This is a genomic window from Thiomonas sp., assembly GCF_034007205.1.
Lineage (GTDB): Bacteria > Pseudomonadota > Gammaproteobacteria > Burkholderiales > Burkholderiaceae_C > Thiomonas.
Genome location: NZ_JAVERI010000002.1, coordinates 243,030 through 260,988, shown reverse-complemented (window position 1 = coordinate 260,988; position 17,959 = coordinate 243,030). Strand labels below are relative to the sequence as shown.

The following is a 17,959-nucleotide window of genomic DNA, read 5'->3' as shown; positions in this document are numbered from 1 at the left end:
CATGACCGACCACTCCCGCACGCCCCCGGTCGAATCGCGCCTGCCGCAGGTGGGGACGACCATTTTCACCGTGATGTCGGCGCTCGCCCAGCAGTGTGGTGCGATCAATCTCGGCCAGGGATTCCCCGATTTTTCCTGCGATCCGAAGCTGGTCGACGCGGTCGACGCCGCGATGCGCGCCGGGTTCAACCAGTACCCGCCGATGGCCGGAGTGCCGGCGCTGCGGCAGGCGGTGGCGGACAAGATCGCCGCGCTCTACGGCCGGCGCTACGACCCCGACGCCGAGATCACGATCACCGCGGGAGCGACGCAGGCGATTTTCACCGCGCTGCTCGCGGTGGTCCATCCGGGCGACGAAGTCATCGTCCTGACTCCCTGCTACGACAGCTATCTGCCCAATATCGCGCTGTGCGGCGGCGTGGCGCGGCCGGTGCCGCTGGGCGCTGACTTCCATCCGGACTTCGACGCCATCGCCGCGGCGATCGGCCCGCGCACCCGCGTGATCGTGGTCAACACCCCGCACAACCCCAGCGGCACGGTGTGGAGCGAGGCCGACATGCAACGGCTCGACGCGCTGCTCGCACCCACCGGCATCGTGCTCATCGCCGACGAGGTGTACGAGCACATGGTGTTCGACGGCGCGCTGCACCAGAGCGCGTCGCGTTTTCCCCGCTTGGCGGCGCGCGCCTTCGTGGTGTCGAGCTTCGGCAAGACCTTTCACGTCACCGGCTGGAAGGTCGCAAGCGTCGCCGCCCCGGCGGCGCTTACCGCCGAATTCCGCAAGGTCCACCAGTTCAATGTGTTCACGGTGAACACGCCGATACAGCACGGACTTGCCGCCTATCTCGCCGATCCCGCGCCCTACCTCGGACTGCCGGCGTTCTACCAGGCCAAGCGCGACCGCTTTCGCGCCGGGCTCGCTGCCAGCCGCTTCGAACTGCTGCCCTGCGAGGGCAGCTATTTCCAGTGCGCGCGCTACGGCGCGATCGGCGATCGGGACGACGTGTCGTTCTGCCGCTGGCTCACCGAGCAGGTCGGGGTGGCGGCGATCCCGCTGTCGGCGTTCGAGCCCGACTGCAGGCAGCGCGGCGTGGTGCGGTTCTGCTTCGCCAAGCAGGACGCGACCCTCGACGCCGCGCTCGACCGGCTGGCGCGGCTATAGCCCGGCGATCGCCCAGCGCGCCTGCCACGCCGGCACCGCCGCGGCGAGCAGTTCGGCGACGGTCGGCGCCGACGCCGGCATGTCGAGCACGCGCAGCGCCGCGCGCAGGCTGTCGGCTCCGGGCTCGAAAGCCCCGGCGCCGAGATGCTTGGACAGCTTTTCGCCGCTGGCATCGCGCACCAGTGGGGTGTGCAGATAACGCGGAGTCGGCAGCCCGAGCAGGCGCTGCAGCAGTATCTGCCGCGCGGTCGAAGCGGCCAGATCCTCTCCCCGCACCACGTCGGTGATGCCCTGCGCCGCATCGTCCACCACCACGGCGAGTTGATAGGCCCAGGCGCCATCGGCGCGCTTGAGCACGAAATCGCCCACCTCCAGGCTGAGCACCTGCGACTGCGCGCCCAGCCGTCGGTCGCTCCATCGCAGCGGCTGCCCGGCATCTTCAGGCAGGCGCACGCGCCAGGAACGCGCCCTGCGGCCCTGCAGGCCGTTGCGACAGGTTCCGGGATAGATCGCCTCCTGCCCCCGCGCAGGCAGACGACCCTGCGCGCTCAGTACGGCCAGAATGTCGGCCCGCGAGCAGGCGCAGGGGTAGGCATGGTTCGATCGAATGAGCGCATCGAGCGCCCGCTGATAAAGCGCTTCGCGCTGCGACTGCCACACCGGCGACTGATCGGGCTGCAGACCGCAGGCCGTGAGTTGCTGCAGGATGCGCTCCGCCGCGCCGGGCTGGTTGCGGGTGAAGTCCACATCTTCCACACGCACCAGCCAGAGCCCGCCGTGTGCGCGTGCATCCAGCCAGGATGCCAGCGCGGCCACCAGCGAACCCGCATGCAGCGGCCCGGTGGGCGAAGGCGCAAAGCGGCCGATGTACGTCTTCTGGGAATCGGTCATGCCAGCTGGCACTGGCAGCGCAAGATCAATGCCCGTCGATCAGGGCGTCGATGTCCTGCGCCAGGTCTGTGGCCGTGACGCCTTCGCGCTCGAACAGCCGGATCTTGCCCTGAGGATCGAACACATAGAACCCCGCCGTGTGATCCATGGTGTAGCTGCCCGGCGTCTTGCCCGGGACTTTTTTGTAATACACCTTGAAGTCCTTGGCCGTCTGCGCGATCTGCTCGGGCGTGCCGGTGAGTGCGAGGAAAGTCGGGTTGAAGTGGGTGACGTAGGCCTTGAGGATTTCCGGCGTGTCGCGCTGCGGATCGACGGTGACGAACAGGAATTGCACGTCTCTGGCCTTGTCGCCCAGATCGTCCATGGCCTGAGCGACCACCTGCATCGAGGCCGGGCAGATGTCCGGGCATTGCGTATAGCCGAAATACATCACCACCACCTTGCCCTTGAAATCGGCCAGGGTGCGGCGCCTGCCGTCGAAATCGGTCAGATCGAAGCCGCTGGCATAGGGCACGCCGGTGATGTCCACGCCGTGAAAGGCATAGGGTTTGCTGCAGGCCGCCAACGCCAGCGGAGCAAGCGCTGCGGACACAACGAGGGTACGGCGTGCGGCGGAAAAACGTGGGGTCATCGGACAGCGGTCAGACGAAATGCAAGTGCAGGTAATGATCCACCAGCAGGGCGGCGAAGAGCAGCGAAAGGTACAGGATGGAATAGCGGAAAGTCTTGCGCGAGAGCAAATCGCTGTATTCACGCTTGAGCGCCCAAGCATAGGCGATGAATACGCCGTCGAGCACCGCAGCGCTGACCAGATAGATCAGACCGCTCATGCCCAGCGCATAGGGCAGCAGCGTCACGGCGCTGAGCAGCAGGGTGTAGAGCAGGATTTGCGTGCGGGTGAATTCTGAGCCATGCGTGACCGGCAGCATGGGCAGCCCGGATTTTTTGTAATCATCGACGCGATAGAGCGCCAGCGCCCAGAAATGCGGCGGCGTCCACAGGAAGATGATGAGGAACAGCAGCAGAGCCTCGACCGAGACCTGACCGCTCACGGCCGCCCAGCCCAGCACCGGCGGCATCGCGCCCGAGGCGCCGCCGATGACGATGTTCTGCGGCGTGGCCGGCTTGAGGAAGATGGTGTAGACCACCGCGTAGCCGACGAACGTGGCGAAGGTCAGCCACATGGTCAGCGGATTGACCCGGGTGTAGAGCAGCCACATCCCCGCCGCGCACAGGGCACCGGAAAACGCAATGATCACCGGTGCACCCAGGTCGCCCGTGGCCGAAGGCCGCCAGGCGGTGCGGCGCATCACGGCATCAATCTTCTGCTCGACCAGGCAGTTGAATGCGGCAGCGGCGCTGGCCACCAGCCAGATGCCCAGCGTGCCGAACAGCACCGGTTCCCAGGCGGGCAAGGTCGGCTCGGCCAAGAACATGCCGATCACGGCGCAGAACACGATGAGCTGCACCACCCGCGGCTTGGTCAGCGCGTAGAGCTGCGACGCGACGCGCAGCGGGCTGGGGGTGGGGTTGAGCGCTTGTTGATCCATGACGGTCTCCTCTCAGGTTTTCGGCAGGGGATGCGGCGGCGCCACTCTGACGAAGGCCGAGCCGAGCGACTCCGAAGGCGCCTTTTCACGCACCGTGGCGCTGACGCGGTAAATGCCGGTCGCCAGCAGCAGCATGAGCACGGCCGAACCGCCGTTGTGCGCCACGGCGACGATCAGCGGATGGCCTTCGGTGACCAGCACGACGCCGAAAATCACCTGCAGCACCACAGCCAACGCGATCCACATCGCCAGACGGCGCAAGGCCGGAAAACGCCACAGCGCCGCCACCGCCGCAAACACCGCCGCGGTGGCGACGATGGCGAACAGGCGGTGCCCCCACTGAATCGCCACCAAGGCGGCTTCGGTGATCGGTTGGCCGCCACCCGTCAGGCCCAGATGTCGCCACAGCGTGAAGCCCTGCGCCCAGTTGGCATCCGGGGTGAAAGTACCGTTGCAGGTGGGGAAGCCGCTGCAGGCCAGCGCGGCGTAGTTGGTGCTGGTCCAGCCGCCCAGGAAAATCTGGATACCGATGGCGATCAGGGCGATCCACAGCAGGACGCGCGTGAGTGTTCCGGCATTCACGCTCACCAGATCGGCCCGGTTGCGCATCCAGAACCACGCCAGCAGAACCAGCAGGATGATGCCGCCCATCAGGTGCAGCGTGACGACGAGGGGAATCAGGCGCAGGGTCACCGTCCACTTGCCGAACAGTCCCTGCAGCACCACCCATAAAAAGAGCACGATGGGCAGGCCGAGCTTGATGTCTTCACCGTGTTTTCTCGCCCAGACGGCGCGCGCCAGCAGCACCATGATGAGGGTGCCGATGATGCTGCCGGCGTAGCGATGGATCATTTCCACCCAGGCCTTGAACGGGCTGACATAGCCCTGCGTGCCGCCCTGCTCCTGCACCGCCTGCGCGATCTGCGCATGCGCCTGCAGCGGCGTGAACTTGGCGTAGCAGCCGGGCCAGTCGGGGCAGCCCAGGCCGGAGTCGGTCAGGCGCACATACGAGCCGAACATCACCAGATCGAGGGTGAGAAACACCAGCACCGCGGTGAGCTTGGACCAGCGCATTTTCAGCCCCATCCAGAACACCCCAGCCAGCACCAGCACCCATACCAGTGCCTGCACCCAGTGCAGGGAAAATTGCCAGATGGCTTGGCTTGCGACACTCATTGCACAGGCTCCACATGTTTGAACTTGATCCCGGCGTTGTTGTAGAGCAACCTGGCGATCACACGCCGCATCTTGGTGGGATCGGGATGGGCTGGAAACTGCATCATCAGGTGCCCGAAGGGATCGACCAGCCACGTCGGCCCCTGCAAGCCGCCGCCCTGGTGCGGCAGCCAGCCTTCGAGCCGTTTGGGCTGGCCGCGCAGAATCAGCGTGCCTTCGGCCGGTTCGAGCACGCCCGGATTGATCGGTGCATCGTCGGTCACCAGCCAGACGCGCACGATCTGGTCGCGGTTGTCGCCCTGAGCAATGCGGATCTGCCGCAGGTAAAACAATGATTGCTGGCACTGCTTGTCGCAGGCTGCGGGCGCCGCCATCACCATCAGCCAGTAACCCTCCAGGCGTTTGAGGTCGTAGGGTTTGCCATCCAGGGTCTTCAGACCCAGATCGAAAGGAATCGGGCGCTGCGGTTCGACCAGACTGCCGTAGGGCGGTTTGCCCTGAGGATGGACCACGTAAAACAGAAAAAACGCCGCGACGATGGGCGCCGCCGACATGGCGAGCAACACCCATAGCGTCATCATCGAACGCGGTTTGCGCACCGGCGGCTGGGCAGGGGGAGGCAGGCTGGAAGTCAATGGAGAGCTCACGGTCGGGGCATCAAAAGAGTCGATCAAAATCAGAATGGCAAGCGGATGGCAGGGCTACGGGGCACTCACAGCGCTCGCGTGGCGGCCGCATCGCCGGCATCATGGCCTGCTTTGGCCTGGCGCAGACGCCGATAGACGAAATACAGCAGGAGCACGGCACCGGTGGCACTCATGCCGAACCATTGCGCGGCGTAGCCGTAGTTGGTGCCGGCTCCCGTGTTCGCCGCGGGCCACTGTCTGCCGAGGCCGTCATGCAGATCGCCCGACTGTCGCAGCACGAAGGGCAGGAGCTGGATGTGATGAAAATCGGCGTATTTCCTCAGGTCGACGTTCTGGCGGATGACCTGGCCCGGCGGCTCCGTGAAAAACGAAAACCATTTTGATGGCGGCGGGGCAATGAGCCCATCGACCACGGTCAATCCTCGCGGCGTTTGGTAAGGCCCGATCAGGTCCATCGCCTGGAAGTTTCGGGGCAGCCAGCCGCGCAACACCATCAAATAGGTGTCACTGCCCGCAAGTTTCAGCGGCGTCAGCACCCAAAAACCCGTCTGCCCGTTCTGCTGGCGGTTCTGCAGGTAAATCGTCCATTGCGTGGCATAGACGCCACGCGCCTGCGCACGCCGCCAGACGTCCTCACTGAGTTGGACTTTCGACTGTCCAATTTGCAGCGGATGCGCCCTTTCGCGCTGATCCATCTGCAAATTGAGGGCCTCTTTTTCATGCGCACGGCCCAGTTGCCAGAACCCAAGCGACATCGTCACCCCGATCACCAGCAGACCCAAAATGACGATCAGCAACTCCTTGGGGCCAAATGCCTTTTCGGACATCGGCAACCCGGAATCTGAGGTAATCTGTTCAGACATCTGCACCTGCCCGCACCATGAAAATCCTGATCCTCATCGCCTTTCTGCTCATCATCGGCAGCCTGTTTTCCGGCCTGTTTTTTGTCATGAAGGATAAAGGCAAAAGCAATCGCGCCGTGTATGCACTGACTTTCCGGGTCGGATTCTCCGTCCTGCTGTTTTTGATTCTGATCTTCAGCTACAAAATGGGTTGGATACACCCGCATGATGTCGGGCAGTAGTGGCCCTCATAGCGGCCCCAAGAAAAAAGCGTCGCGACGAGCGACGCATTTTTTGCCTTGGGTGCTTCAAAGCCAGTAAACCAGCACGTACAGCAGCAGCCAGACCACGTCGACGAAGTGCCAATACCAGGCGGCCCCTTCGAAGGCGAAGTGATGGTCAGCGGTGAAATTGCCTCGGATCAAACGCACCAGCACCACGGACAACATGGTGGCACCGAGGAACACGTGAAAACCGTGGAAGCCCGTCAGCATGAAAAAGGTCGACCCGTATATACCGGAAGTCAGCTTGATGCCCTCGACGGTGTAGGCGTGGTGATATTCGTAGCCCTGCATGAAGAGGAACAGCACGCCCAGGGCAATGGTCAGCGACAGCCAGAAAATGGCCTTGCCACGGTGCGCGGCGCGCAGCGCGTGGTGGGCAATGGTCAACGTGACACCGGAACTCAGCAGCAGCGCCGTGTTGATGGTCGGAATCGGCCAGGGCCCCAGCGCCTCATGCACGGATGGAATCAGACCGCCCGGGCCGGTGGACGGCCAGGTGCCGGCAAAATTCGGCCACAGAATCTTGCTGTGCAGCGCAGAAAGATCCGGCAGGGAAAATTCGCGCGAGTAATACAGCGCCCCGAAGAATGAAGCGAAGAACATCACTTCGGAGAAAATGAACCAGGTCATGCTCCAGCGGTAGGAGGTATCGACGCGCTGGTTGTGTTTGCCCGCCTCACTTTCACCGATCGCCTGACCGAACCAGTGATACACGACATAGATCAGCCAGAGAAATCCGGCGAGCAGCAGCCATTCCATATGCGGCACGCCGTTGAACCAAAGTCCGGCGCCGAAGGCCATCGCCAGCAACCCCATTGCCGTGAGTACCGGGAATTGCGATGGCCCCGGCAGAAAATAGCCGTGGGGCTGGGTTGAAGATGCCATATTGCCTCCTGTTATGAGCGCGTCGCGCTTGAAACCACCAAATTGACAATCCATATCAACCCGAGCACAAAGACCAATGCAGCCAGCAAGCCTGCCGCGATGATGTGTTCGGGTTTTGCATTCTGAAAGTCTTTGCTTCGCTCACTCGATTTGCGTATTCCGGCAAAAGACCAGAGCACGGCAAGCAATGCGCGCAGAAAAGACGGTTGAGAGGGGGGGCTCGACACCTGTTTCCTCGATAAAGGAGAGCGGCAGGCCTTGCACGGACTGCCCGCCGCTCTGATCCGTCAAAGACCGAGAACCCGCGCCTTGATCAGATAGCCGAAGTAAATCGCCAGGGCAATACTGACCATGATCATCGCCGTTCTGAAATTCTGACGGCGCTTTTCCGGAGAAAGCTGGCGACGACTCATATCGGATCTCAGTTGTAACCCAGCACGCGGGTGGCATCGGCATTCAGCTTGGGCGGGGTTTCATAGGTATGGAACGGCGCCGGGGACGGCACTTCCCACTCCAGACCTTCCGCACCTTCCCAAGGACGCTGGGGAGCCTTCTCGCCCTTGCCGCGCAGCACCGGTATCACCACGGCAAACAGGAAGTAGGCCTGCGACAGACCGAACAGCCAGGCGCCGATGGTGGAGATCTGGTTGAAGTCGGTGAACTGCACCGGGTAGGCCACATAACGACGCGGCATGCCGGCCAGGCCCAGAAAATGCTGCGGGAAGAAGGCGATGTTGAAAGAGATCATCGAGGTCCAGAAATGGATCTTGCCGGCGGTCTCGTTGTACATCACGCCCGTCCACTTCGGCGACCAGTAGTAAAAGCCCATGAAGATGCCGAACAGCGAGCCCGCCACCAGCACATAGTGGAAGTGCGCGATCACGAAGTAGGTGTTGTGCACCTGGGTGTCGATCGGCACCATCGCCAGCATCAGGCCGGTGAAGCCGCCCAGGGTGAACACGAAAATGAAGCCGACGGCGAACAGCATGGGCGTTTCAAACGTCATGGAGCCGCGCCACATGGTGGCCACCCAGTTGAACACCTTCACGCCCGTGGGCACGGCGATCAGCATGGTGGCGTACATGAAGAATAACTGGCCGGTGGTGGGCATGCCCGCGGTGAACATGTGGTGCGCCCACACCAGGAAGGACAGGATGGCGATCGAGGCCGAGGCATAGACCATCGAGCTGTAGCCGAACAGCTTCTTGCGGGCGAAAGTCGGGATGACCGAACTGACGATGCCGAACACCGGCAGGATCATCACATACACCTCGGGGTGGCCGAAGAACCAGAACAGATGCTGATACAGCACCGGGTCGCCGCCGCCGGTGGCGCTGAAAAAGCTGGTGCCGAAGTGGCGATCTGTCAGGGTCATGGTGACCGCGCCGGCGAGCACCGGCATGATGGCCAGCAGCAGATAGGCGGTGATCAGCCAGGTCCAGACGAACAGCGGCATTTTCATCAGCGTCATGCCCGGCGCGCGCAGGTTCAGGATGGTGACGATGATGTTGATCGAGCCCATGATCGACGAGGCGCCCATGAGGTGGATGGCGAAAATCACCAGGTCCATGCCCATGCCCTGCTGCAGGGTGAGCGGGGCATACAGCGTCCAGCCCACGCCGGGCGCGCCACCCGGCACGAAGAACGAGGCCGTCAGCAAAATGCCTGCGGGAATCAGCAGCCAGAAGCTGAGGTTGTTCAACCGCGGGAAGGCCATGTCGGGCGCGCCGATCTGCAGCGGAATCATCCAGTTGGCAAAGCCCACCAGCGCGGGCATGACCGAACCGAAGATCATCATGATGCCGTGCATGGTGCCGAAGGCGTTGAACAGCTCGGGATTGAGCAGCCAAACATACGGCTTCCACAGCTCGGTGCGGATGCCCAGCGCGAGAATGCCGCCCTCGAACAGCATCCACAGGGCAAACAGCAGATACATCGTGCCGATGTCCTTGTGGTTGGTCGAGAACAGCCAGCGGCGCCAGCCGTGCGGATGCTCGTGGGCATGGTCACCGGCATGGGCCGATGGCGCTGCGTGGTCGATGACTGCGCTCATGGTGTTTTCCTTTCCTGCCATTCCAGAAAATGTTGATCCGTTGCTTTCGTGCTTGCCGCGTTGTTATGGCTTGTCTCCGCCACGCTCTGCTCAGGTTTTGCTCGGCGCCGCACCGTCTGCCGGCGGGTTGCTGTCGGGGTGCGCCTTCTTCCATTGCGCCGCCCACTGCTCGTATTCGGGCAGCGTGACAACCTTGATCACGATGGGCATGAAGGCGTGATACTTGCCGCAGATCTGCGCGCACTGGCCGTAATAGGTGCCGGTCTTTTCGGCGGTGAACCAGGTGGTGCGTATGAAGCCGGGAATCGCATCCATCTGCACCCCCAGCGAGTTGACGTAGAAACCGTGCAGCACGTCATCGGATGTGGTGAGGATCTTGATCTTCTTGTCCACCGGCACGACGAGTTCGTGATCGACGGCCAGAACGAAGTTGTTCGGCAGATCCTTGCCTTGGTAGATTTCGGAGTAAGGCGTGGTCAACGTGGACCAGAACGAAATACCCTTGCCTGGACCGGCCATGTAGTCGTAGCCCCACTTCCACTGCGCCCCCGTCACCTTGATGGTCATGAAGGAGTCGGTGTGGTTTTCCTGCGCGATCACGGTGCGGGTCGCCGGAACCAGAATGGCTATCACGATCAGGATGGGCACGACGGTCCAGGCGATCTCGACCTTGGTGCTTTCGTGGAAGTTCGCCGCCACCGCCCCCTTGGACTTGCGATGCTTGAACACGGCATAAAACATCGCCCCGAACACCACGATGCCGATCCCCAGACAGACCCACAACATCATGTCCATCAGGAATTCTTCCTGCTTGGCAATGGGCGAGACGGGGTTCTGGAAATATAGCCCCAGCACCTGCGGACCGCCCGGCAGGCTCTCCACTGCGGCGCGGGCAGCGCCCATGACGCCCAGCAGCGTGGCTGCGGTGGCCAGACGGATTGGATGTATTGCTTTCATGTCGCCCCACTCTAAGAATTGGTCTTTTCCCTGAAACACCTCAGAGGGACCGCAACGCGGCCCTCAAATCTTTTGCCAGCACGGCGCGCCTTTCGGGGCGCGCATAGCGGCCGATATAGGCCGTGCGGCCCGCCGAAGACACTTCGATCAGCCCGCTCTCCGGCACCGACACCCGCACCCAATGCGGATTGAAGCTGACCGACTGCACCACACCGGCGTTTTCCCATTCCACCTGCAACTGCTGCGCCGACAGCCGCACATGCTCGCGATCCGTGGCGTGACGCCCGTATGCGACCAGCGCCGCAGCGACCGAAGCCAACTCGATGCCGGTGAAAGGCATCACCAGCGATCCACCCACATCCCAGGCGATCGACGCCACGATCAGCGACACCACGCACAGCGAGGCATAGAACACCATCAACTGCCGCGGCGATAGGGAGCAATTGCGGCGAAACACCCAATCGCGCAGCCAGCCTTCGCCCTGCGCACGTTCGGGCGCCTGTCCTCTGGACAGATCACGCGACGCTGCGGCTCCCAACCCAGGGACATCCTGTGCCGCAGGGCTTGATGCGCTTTGCGGAAGATCGGCGTTGTGCATTTGCATCAGTCGGAGTTGTGATCCATCATCACTGCCGGGCCTTGATCGGCCCATATGCGAGAGCGATTATAGATGCGACAGAATGACGCATCGGAAATCTAGGCATCAGTTGATTTGTTTTTGCGCCAGATCAAGATGGTCTCGTTACATTTTGATCCATCTATGTCACCGCCATCTACCGCGACGATTTGTCGCAGTGATTTGCCGCTGTTTTAGCCGCCAGAAGTGCGCGTCGGCAATCGGGGTTGACGCGCAGTGTTGCGCAATTGCTCGACGTCGAAAGTGGCCTTGCCTTCGCGCGCACGTTCGGTGCGCGGACGGAAAGCGTGCCCATAGACCAGTTCGAAAGTCAGGGCGACGCGGCCATCCGCCGTCGCCGTGGCGTCCAGTGCATCGACCAGGGACTGCCACGCCCGCGGCGTGCGCAGGCCCCGCGCATGCGCCGCATGCGGCACCGCGCCCAATGCGCGCAACTCGAGCAGCGCCGCCTGCGCCGAGGGCCAGGTGATGCGCACGATCTCCATGTCCATCACCGGATCGGCAAAACCGGCCTGCACCAGTTCGTCGCCCAGGTCGTGCATATCGGTGAACGCCATGGGCTGCGAGGCATGGCCTAGGGTGCGACACACCGCGCCAAGCTCCTTGAGCGTGTCGGGCCCGAAGGTGGTGAAAAACAGCGCCCCTTCGGGTTGGAGCTGCCGCCGCCAGGCTTCGAGCACCCGCATGCGATCGTGCCACCAGTAGAGATAAAGGTTGGACCACAGCACATCGGCCTGCGCGGGATATTCGGGATCTGCCGCGTCCACCGCCTGCACCTGCACCCGGCTGGGGCGCCCGAGCCAGCGCGCCAGCCCGGCGCGGGCAAAGCGTCTGGAGGCCAGTTGCGCCAGCAAGGGCGAGGGCTCATAGCCCAGGATCAGGGCCGCGGGGTATTGTTTTTGCAGCAGTTCCAGCCCGTCGCCCCAGGCGCAGCCCGCGTCGAGCACACGCTGCGCCTGCCCCCGCAACAGCGGCAGGCGCTCGGCCATGCGGCGCGCGGCTTCCTGCCAGATGAAAGGCGCAGGCCAGCGCGCCAGGCGATCACGCGCGCAGGCTGCGGCCGCCAGCCAGCGGGCCTGTCGTTGTGCGGCAAGGAATTGATCGGAACTATCCATCGGCCAGGATGAAAAGAGAGCAGCGAGAAACGGTGGACGCAGCTTGCGCGGGCGATATAGTGCGGCAATGCCCGTATTCGAGCGCCCTATTTTGCCTGCCTCGTGCGGGTACGCATTGTGGCCCGGCCGCTGCGCCCATTGCGACGCGCGCAGCAGCCAGCCCCTGTGCCCGGATTGCCTGCAACAGGACCTGCCCCTGCGCCCGCGCTGCCCAAGCTGCGGGGTCGCGGTGGCGCGAGCGGGGCAGGTCTGCGGCCACTGCCTGCTCCATCCCCCGGCGTGGGCGGGCGCGATGGCCCTGGGCGACTATCGCTTTCCCAACGACCAGTTCATTCTGCGCATGAAGTTCGGCGCGGAACCCGCACTCGGCCGCTGGTTTGGCGACCTGCTCGGAGCGCGCTGGGCGGAAGCGGGCATGCCGCTGCCCGACCGCATCGTGCCCGTACCGCTCTCGCGCGAGCGCCTGTTGGAGCGGGGTTTCAACCCCGCGTGGGAAATGGCGCGGCGCATCGCCGCCGCGCTGCACCGCCCCGCACAAGCCCACGCGCTGCAGCGGGTGCGGCATGGCACGGCGCAAAGCAGCCTGCCGCTGGACGCGCGCAGCCGCAATATCCGTGGCGCCTACGCCTGCTCTGCCCGCTTCGACGGCCAGACCCTGCTGCTGGTGGACGATGTGATGACCTCCGGCGCCACGCTGCACGAGGCAACCCGCGTGCTGCTGCGCCAGGGTGCCGCAGCGGTCTGGATCGCCGTCGCCCTGCGCACCCCGCGTGATTTCTGATGCCCCGCTTTGCCACCCATGTTCCACATCATTCTGGTCGAACCCGAAATTCCGCCCAATACCGGCAACATCATCCGCCTGTGCGCCAACACCGGCTGCACCCTGCATCTGGTCGAGCCGCTGGGTTTTTCTCTGGACGACAAACAGCTCCGCCGCGCCGGGCTCGACTATCACGAATACGCCACGCTGCAGACGCACGCCAGTTGGGACGCCTTGCTGCACGCGCTGCAACCGCGTCGCGATCGCCTGTTCGCCTTCACCACGCTCGGCAGTCGGCTGCACGGCTCCGCGCGCTTCGAGCCGGGCGATGGTTTGGTCTTTGGCGCCGAAACCCGCGGCCTGCCCGATGCGGTGCGCGAGCAGTTCGCCCCCGCGCAGCGTCTGCGGCTGCCGATGCGCGAAGGCCAGCGCAGCCTGAATCTGTCGAACGCGGTGGCCGTGGCGGTATTCGAGGCCTGGCGGCAGAACGGCTACGCGGGCGCGGTTTGATGACTCCGTTTCAGGTGATGGACGAAAAGTCGGGCTTGCGTTTTTGCAGGAAGGCCGTCATCGCCTCGCGCGCAGCCGGTGCGCCGAGCAGCGCCTGAAACACCGCCTCTTCCGAGCGCATGCGCGACAGTACGGCCTGCGGCCCCTGATCGCCCAGACCCTTGAGCAGGCGCTTGGTCGCCCGCACCGAGGGGGCAGGCAGACGGGAGAATTTTTCGGCCTGCGTCACGGCGAATTCGCGCAGACTTTCGACCGGCAGCACGCGGTTGACCAGGCCCATTTCGCGCGCGTCTTCCGCGCCGAACGGTTCACCCAGCAAGAGCTTTTCCGCGGCTCGCTGGTAACCGGCAATCTGCGGCAGCAGCAGGCTGGACGCCGCCTCGGGGCACAGGCCCAGATGCACGAAAGGCAGAATGAACTGCGCATCCTCGGCGGCGTACACCAGATCGCAATGCATCAGCAGGGTCGTGCCCACCCCCACGGCAAAGCCCTGAGCGGCGGCGACCAGCGGCTTGTCCAGCCCGGCGAGGTGGCGCAAGAACTGCAACACCGGCGCTTCCTCCCCCTGCGGCGGCGCCGCGAGGAAATCCTGCAGATCGTTGCCCGCGGTGAAACTGCCGCCAACGCCTGCAATCAGCACCGCTTTGACTTGCGCATCGGACGCGGCGCGCTCGAAGGCCGCGTTGGCCGCTTCGTACATCGCCAGGGTCAGCGCGTTCTTTTTTTCGGGGCGATTGAACACGATGTGCAGCACTCCGCCGCGCAATTCCACCTGCACCTGACTCATGATGGGGTCTCCTGAATTAAAAAACCCGGGCGCGTCAGCCCGGGCCTTGGCCATGCGATGGGTCAGACATTCTCGAAAATCCCCGCCGCCCCCTGTCCGGTGCCGATGCACATGGTCACCATGCTGTACTTGACCTTGCGGCGACGCATGCCATGGATCGCCGTGGCCGCGCGGATGGCGCCGGTGGCGCCCAGCGGGTGACCCCAGGCGATGGCGCCGCCCAGCGGATTGAGCACTTCGGAGTTGATGCCCAGATCCTTCACCACGGCGAGCGACTGCGCGGCGAAGGCTTCGTTGAGTTCGATCCAGCCGATGTCGTCGAGCTTGAGCCCGGCCTTGTCCAGCGCCGCCGGAATGGCGAACTTCGGGCCGATGCCCATGATCTCGGGCGGCACGCCCCTGACCGCGAAACTGACGAAACGCGCCAGCGGCGTGAGGTTGAATGCCTTCAGAATCTTCTCGCTCACCAGAATGAGCGCGCCGGCGCCGTCGGAAGTCTGCGAGCTGTTGCCCGCCGTCACGCTGCCCTTGGCGGCGAACACCGGCTTGAGCCTGGCCAGCGCTTCGAGCGTGGTGTCGGCGCGCGGGCCTTCGTCGACGGTCATCCTGCGGGTCTTGATGTCCACCTCGGCCGTGCCCAGGCGGGGAAACTTCTCGACGATGTCCAGCGGGGTGATTTCTTCATTGAACTCGCCTGCCGCAGTCCCGGCCAGCGCCTTCTGGTGCGAGGCCAGCGCGAACGCGTCCTGCTCCTCGCGGCTCACCTTCCACTGCTGCGCGACCTTCTCGGCGGTCATGCCCATGCCGTAGGCGATGCCCACATGCTCGTCGTTGGCGAAGATCGCCGGGTTGAAGCTGGGGTGGAATCCGCCCATCGGCACGCGGCTCATGCTCTCGGTGCCGCCGGCGATCATCACATCGGCCTCGCCGACGCGAATGCGGTCGGCTGCCATCTGGATCGCCGTCAATCCCGAAGCGCAGAAACGGTTGACGGTGACCCCGCCGACGCTGTCTGGCAGGCCCGACAGCAGCGCGGCGATGCGCGCCACATTCATGCCCTGGTCGCCCTCGGGCATCGCGCAGCCGACGATGGCATCTTCGATCAGCTTGGGATCGAGGCCCGGCACCTGCGCCAGCGCGGCGCGGATGACGTGCACCAGCAGATCGTCGGAACGATAGTTTTTCAGCATCCCGCGCGGGGCCTTGCCCACCGGGGTGCGGGTGGCGGCGACGATGTAGGCGTCTTGCACTTGTTTGCTCATGTCGTTCTCCTGGCGGCGGTTCAATTGCGCACCGGCTTGCCGGTCTGCAACATGCCCATGATGCGTTCCTGGGTCTTGGGTTGGCCGAGCAACTCGCAGAAGTGCCTGCGTTCCAGCGCCATCAGCGTGGCCTCGTCGGCCTGCGCCCCTTCCTCGACGTCGCCGCCGCACAGCACGGTGGCGATGCGGGTGGCGATCTCGAAGTCGTAAGCCGAGATGAAGCCGCCGTCGCGCAGGTTGACGAGTTGCGCCTGGATGGTGGCGATGCCGTTGCGGCCGAGCACCGGAAAGGTCTGCCCGGGCAGCGGCGGACGGTAGCCGGCGTCGGCCATCGCCTGCGCCTGGCCGATGGCCACATGCAGCAGTTCGTGTGAGTGCATCACCACCACGTCGCCGGGCTGCAGATAGCCCAGATTGCGGCATTCCTGCGCCGACTTGCCCACCGTGGCCATCGCCGCGGCCTGGAATCCGGTCTTGAGGAAATGCAGGATGTCGCCGCCCTGCGCCTGCTCTGCGGCACGTCGGGCCAGATAGCTCAGGCCGCCGCCTCCGGGAATCAGCCCGACGCCCATTTCGACCAGACCCATATAGCTCTCGAAATGCGCGACCCGCCTGGCGCAGTAGACGCTCAGCTCGGTGCCGCCGCCGAGTGCAAGTCCGCTGACCGCGGCGACCACCGGAACCTGGGCGTAACGCAGGGTCAGCGCCAGGTCCTGCAGCTTCTTCTCCTCCGGCTCGATGGCCTTCGCGCCGCCCGCCATGAACGCCGGCAGCATCGCCTGCAGATCGGCGCCGGCGGAAAACGGCCCGCCCGACAGCGAAGTCGGCTGCCACACCACCACACCCTGGTAACCGTCTTCGGCCAGTTCCACCGCGCGGTTCAATCCGGCGATGACTCCGGGGCCGATGGTGTTCATCTTGGTCTTGAAACTGACCACCAGCACCTCGTCGGCGCCGGGAGCGGTCCACAGCCGGATCGATTCATCCTCGAACACCGTCCTGCCCGCGGTGCGCGGGTCGGGTGCGTTCTCGCCCAGCACCGCCTGACGGAAAGGCTGGCGGGAGTAGACCGGCAGGGTCGAGCGGCCCACGTAGGCGTTCTTGGCCGCCGAGTAGGAACCCTCGGGTTTGTGCACGCCGTCGACCCTGCCCACCCATTCGGGCAACGGCGCGCTGCACAGCGCCCGGCCGGCGGCGATGTCATCGGAAATCCAGCCGGCGATCTGCTTCCAGCCCGCTGCCTGCCAGGTCTCGAACGGGCCTTCGTTCCAGCCGAAACCCCAGCGGATGGCGAAGTCGAGGTCGCGGGCGTTGTCGGCGATTTCGGCCAGATGCAGCGCGACGTAATGCCAGACATCGCGGAAAATGCTCCACAGGAACTGCGCCTGCGGATTGCTCGATTCACGCAGCAGCTTGAACCGCTCGGCCGGCGGTTTTTTGAGCATGCGCGCGACGATGTCGTCGGCCTTGCCGCCGCCGGGCACATAGTCGCCCTTGGCCGGGTCGAACTTCAGAATGTCCTTGCCCACCTTCTTGTAGAAACCCGCGCCGGTCTTTTGACCCAGCGCGCCGCGCGCGACCAGCGTGGCCAGCACCGGCGGAGTGGCGTAGAGCGCAGCGAACGGGTCCTTGTCGGCAGGAAGGGTGTCCTGCATGGTCTGGATGACGTGGGCCATGGTGTCCAGCCCGACCACGTCGGAAGTGCGGAAGGTCGCGCTCTTGGCGCGGCCGAGCCTGGTGCCGGTGAGGTCGTCGATCACATCGATGCCCAGACCGAACTTCTCGCCCTCCTCGATGACCGCCAGGATGGAGAACACGCCCACGCGGTTGGCGACGAAGTTGGGCGTGTCCTTGGCGCGCACCACGCCCTTGCCCAGCGTGGTGGTGAGAAAGGTTTCGAGCCGGTCGAGCAGCGCCGCATCGGTGTTCGCGGTGGGGATGAGCTCGACCAGATGCATATAGCGCGGCGGGTTGAAAAAATGCACCCCGCAGAAGCGACGGCGCAGGTCGGCGTCGAAACCCTCGGACAGCGCGGTGATCGACAGCCCCGAGGTGTTGGAGGCGAAGAGGGTGTTGGCGCCCAGATGCGGCGTGACCTTTTTGTACAGATCGTGCTTCCAGTCCATGCGCTCGGCGATGGCCTCGATCACCAGATCGCAGCCCTGCAGCAGTTCGAGGTCGGTGTCGTAGTTGGCCTGGGTGATCAGGCTGGCCTCGGCGGCATCGCCCAGCGGCGCCGGGCTGAGCTTTTTCAGATTGGCCACGGCCTTGTCGACGATGCCGTTCCTGTTGCCTTCCTTGGCGGGCAGGTCGAACAGTACCACCGGCACCCGGGCGTTGATGCAATGGGCGGCGATCTGCGCGCCCATCACCCCGGCGCCGAGCACCGCGACTTTGCGGATAGGGAGGGTCTGTGTCGTCATATGGGTTGCTCCTTCGGG

Annotated in this window: 20 protein-coding genes and 1 pseudogene; 5 read left to right on the top strand and 16 right to left on the bottom strand. The window is 64.4% G+C overall.

Annotation, left to right across the window (positions count from 1 at the left end):
- Nucleotide 1 precedes the first annotated feature (1 nt).
- A complete protein-coding gene (locus RBR52_RS02940; protein ID WP_320375671.1) occupies nt 2-1,162 on the top strand; it encodes a pyridoxal phosphate-dependent aminotransferase in 1,161 nt (386 codons plus the stop codon).
- On the opposite strand, the gene gluQRS is transcribed toward RBR52_RS02940, so the two are convergent.
- The 6 genes from gluQRS to RBR52_RS02910 all read right to left on the bottom strand — a co-directional run bounded on the left by gluQRS (nt 1,157) and on the right by RBR52_RS02910 (nt 6,289).
- The gene (gene gluQRS / locus RBR52_RS02935; RefSeq protein WP_320375670.1) at nt 1,157-2,053 is read right to left on the bottom strand and encodes a tRNA glutamyl-Q(34) synthetase GluQRS; all 897 of its coding nucleotides are present in this window, start codon (nt 2,051-2,053) and stop codon (nt 1,157-1,159) included. The genes RBR52_RS02940 and gluQRS overlap by 6 nt on opposite strands.
- A gap of 25 nt (nt 2,054-2,078) precedes the next feature.
- Nucleotides 2,079-2,684: an SCO family protein gene (locus tag RBR52_RS02930; protein WP_320375669.1), complete on the bottom strand. Its 606-nt coding sequence runs from the start codon at nt 2,682-2,684 to the stop codon at nt 2,079-2,081.
- Nucleotides 2,685-2,694: 10 nt separating this feature from the next.
- On the bottom strand, nt 2,695-3,603 hold the full coding sequence (gene cyoE, locus RBR52_RS02925) for a heme o synthase (RefSeq protein ID WP_320375668.1): 909 nt from the start codon (nt 3,601-3,603) through the stop codon (nt 2,695-2,697).
- 12 nt (nt 3,604-3,615) lie between these two features.
- The gene (locus tag RBR52_RS02920; protein ID WP_320375667.1) at nt 3,616-4,779 is read right to left on the bottom strand and encodes a COX15/CtaA family protein; all 1,164 of its coding nucleotides are present in this window, start codon (nt 4,777-4,779) and stop codon (nt 3,616-3,618) included.
- Nucleotides 4,776-5,426 carry a hypothetical protein gene (locus RBR52_RS02915; RefSeq protein ID WP_320375666.1) on the bottom strand — a complete coding sequence of 217 codons (651 nt, stop codon included), beginning with the start codon at nt 5,424-5,426 and terminating at the stop codon, nt 4,776-4,778. The genes RBR52_RS02920 and RBR52_RS02915 overlap by 4 nt, the downstream gene beginning before the upstream one ends.
- Before the next feature lie 65 nt (nt 5,427-5,491).
- Nucleotides 5,492-6,289, bottom strand: coding sequence for an SURF1 family protein (locus tag RBR52_RS02910; protein ID WP_320375713.1), 798 nt, complete (start codon nt 6,287-6,289; stop codon nt 5,492-5,494).
- 17 nt (nt 6,290-6,306) lie between these two features.
- Here RBR52_RS02910 and RBR52_RS02905 point away from each other — a divergent pair, with 17 nt between their 5' ends.
- Nucleotides 6,307-6,510, top strand: a complete 204-nt coding sequence (locus RBR52_RS02905) for a twin transmembrane helix small protein (RefSeq protein ID WP_320375665.1) — start codon at nt 6,307-6,309, stop codon at nt 6,508-6,510.
- Between the two features lie 66 nt (nt 6,511-6,576).
- On the opposite strand, the gene RBR52_RS02900 is transcribed toward RBR52_RS02905, so the two are convergent.
- The 7 genes from RBR52_RS02900 to RBR52_RS02870 form a co-directional block, all read right to left on the bottom strand.
- A complete protein-coding gene (locus tag RBR52_RS02900) occupies nt 6,577-7,437 on the bottom strand; it encodes a cytochrome c oxidase subunit 3 (protein WP_320375664.1) in 861 nt (286 codons plus the stop codon).
- 11 nt (nt 7,438-7,448) lie between these two features.
- On the bottom strand, nt 7,449-7,664 hold the full coding sequence (locus tag RBR52_RS02895) for a DUF2970 domain-containing protein (RefSeq protein WP_320375663.1): 216 nt from the start codon (nt 7,662-7,664) through the stop codon (nt 7,449-7,451).
- A gap of 60 nt (nt 7,665-7,724) precedes the next feature.
- Nucleotides 7,725-7,850: a hypothetical protein gene (locus tag RBR52_RS02890; protein WP_320375662.1), complete on the bottom strand. Its 126-nt coding sequence runs from the start codon at nt 7,848-7,850 to the stop codon at nt 7,725-7,727.
- 8 nt (nt 7,851-7,858) lie between these two features.
- Nucleotides 7,859-9,490, bottom strand: a complete 1,632-nt coding sequence (gene ctaD / locus RBR52_RS02885; protein WP_320375661.1) for a cytochrome c oxidase subunit I — start codon at nt 9,488-9,490, stop codon at nt 7,859-7,861.
- A gap of 90 nt (nt 9,491-9,580) precedes the next feature.
- Complete coding sequence (gene coxB, locus RBR52_RS02880) at nt 9,581-10,447, bottom strand: cytochrome c oxidase subunit II (protein WP_320375660.1); 867 nt, start codon at nt 10,445-10,447, stop codon at nt 9,581-9,583.
- A gap of 40 nt (nt 10,448-10,487) precedes the next feature.
- On the bottom strand, nt 10,488-11,045 hold the full coding sequence (locus RBR52_RS02875; protein ID WP_320375659.1) for a DUF2244 domain-containing protein: 558 nt from the start codon (nt 11,043-11,045) through the stop codon (nt 10,488-10,490).
- A 212-nt stretch (nt 11,046-11,257) separates the two neighbouring features.
- On the bottom strand, nt 11,258-12,199 hold the full coding sequence (locus RBR52_RS02870; protein WP_320375658.1) for a methyltransferase domain-containing protein: 942 nt from the start codon (nt 12,197-12,199) through the stop codon (nt 11,258-11,260).
- Nucleotides 12,200-12,266: 67 nt separating this feature from the next.
- Between RBR52_RS02870 and RBR52_RS15405 the strand changes: the two are divergent.
- From RBR52_RS15405 to trmL, 3 genes and pseudogenes are all read left to right on the top strand, one after another.
- Nucleotides 12,267-12,404, top strand: a pseudogene (locus RBR52_RS15405) (ComF family protein); the annotation flags it as partial.
- 24 nt (nt 12,405-12,428) lie between these two features.
- Nucleotides 12,429-12,980 (top strand): ComF family protein, encoded by a 552-nt coding sequence (locus RBR52_RS02865; RefSeq protein ID WP_320375657.1) that lies wholly within the window; start codon nt 12,429-12,431, stop codon nt 12,978-12,980.
- 18 nt (nt 12,981-12,998) lie between these two features.
- Nucleotides 12,999-13,469 (top strand): tRNA (uridine(34)/cytosine(34)/5-carboxymethylaminomethyluridine(34)-2'-O)-methyltransferase TrmL, encoded by a 471-nt coding sequence (trmL, locus tag RBR52_RS02860; protein ID WP_320375656.1) that lies wholly within the window; start codon nt 12,999-13,001, stop codon nt 13,467-13,469.
- Nucleotides 13,470-13,479: 10 nt separating this feature from the next.
- Here trmL and RBR52_RS02855 read toward each other — a convergent pair whose 3' ends face one another.
- From RBR52_RS02855 to RBR52_RS02845, 3 genes are all read right to left on the bottom strand, one after another.
- A complete protein-coding gene (locus tag RBR52_RS02855) occupies nt 13,480-14,256 on the bottom strand; it encodes an enoyl-CoA hydratase (RefSeq protein WP_320375655.1) in 777 nt (258 codons plus the stop codon).
- A gap of 62 nt (nt 14,257-14,318) precedes the next feature.
- A complete protein-coding gene (locus RBR52_RS02850) occupies nt 14,319-15,518 on the bottom strand; it encodes an acetyl-CoA C-acyltransferase (RefSeq protein WP_320375654.1) in 1,200 nt (399 codons plus the stop codon).
- A 20-nt stretch (nt 15,519-15,538) separates the two neighbouring features.
- Nucleotides 15,539-17,941 carry a 3-hydroxyacyl-CoA dehydrogenase/enoyl-CoA hydratase family protein gene (locus RBR52_RS02845; protein ID WP_320375653.1) on the bottom strand — a complete coding sequence of 801 codons (2,403 nt, stop codon included), beginning with the start codon at nt 17,939-17,941 and terminating at the stop codon, nt 15,539-15,541.
- Nucleotides 17,942-17,959: the final 18 nt, after the last annotated feature.